Annotated in this window: 2 protein-coding genes; both read left to right on the forward strand. The window is 41.3% G+C overall.

Features of this window, described 5'->3' with window-relative positions; all coding sequences use genetic code 11:
- On the forward strand, window positions 1-257 hold a 257-nt coding region (locus Q4489_RS18255), incomplete at its 5' end, for a phosphopantetheine-binding protein (protein WP_303483399.1).
- Window positions 251-567 (forward strand): hypothetical protein (locus Q4489_RS18260; RefSeq protein ID WP_303483402.1); only part of this gene is annotated, 317 nt, incomplete at its 3' end. The genes Q4489_RS18255 and Q4489_RS18260, both read left to right, overlap by 7 nt.

Here is a 567-nt window from a genome sequence, read left to right on the forward strand (position 1 = left end):
CGTTGTGGCAAGGCTTATTAGGTGTTGAGCAAATCAGCCGAGATGCCAACTTCTTTATGCTTGGCGGGCATTCATTACTGGTTACAAGGCTCACTTATGTGATTCGTGACCATTTTGATGTTGACGTTTCTATACCGCAATTACTCCAGTCTTCAACGCTAAGTCTACAAGCTAGTTTAATTGACGAATTATTAGTGTTGCAACAAAACACACGATTGGTGAATGACGATGAAAATTTGGAGGAATTCTCATGGTAAATGCGTCACAGCTAATTCAAAACTTGAATGAAAAAGGTATTCACATTCTTGTAGAACAAGGGTCTTTAAAGACTAAGTCACCTAAGGGCAGCATAACGGCAGAATTGGCTCAGCAAATTCGCCAGTTCAAAAAGGAGTTAATTGCTTTTTTAAGTCATCCTGATGAGTCACAACAGATGCCTCGTATTGAGCCGACCGAGAACCGTGAAACAATTCCTTTGTCTTACGCACAACAACGCTTGTGGATGTTAGACCAGATAGAGAGTGGAGCGAGTCACTACAACATGCCTTTTGCCTTAACACTAAAAGG

It is taken from the genome of Thalassotalea sp. 1_MG-2023, assembly GCF_030546745.1.
Classification (GTDB): Bacteria; Pseudomonadota; Gammaproteobacteria; order Enterobacterales; family Alteromonadaceae; genus Thalassotalea_C.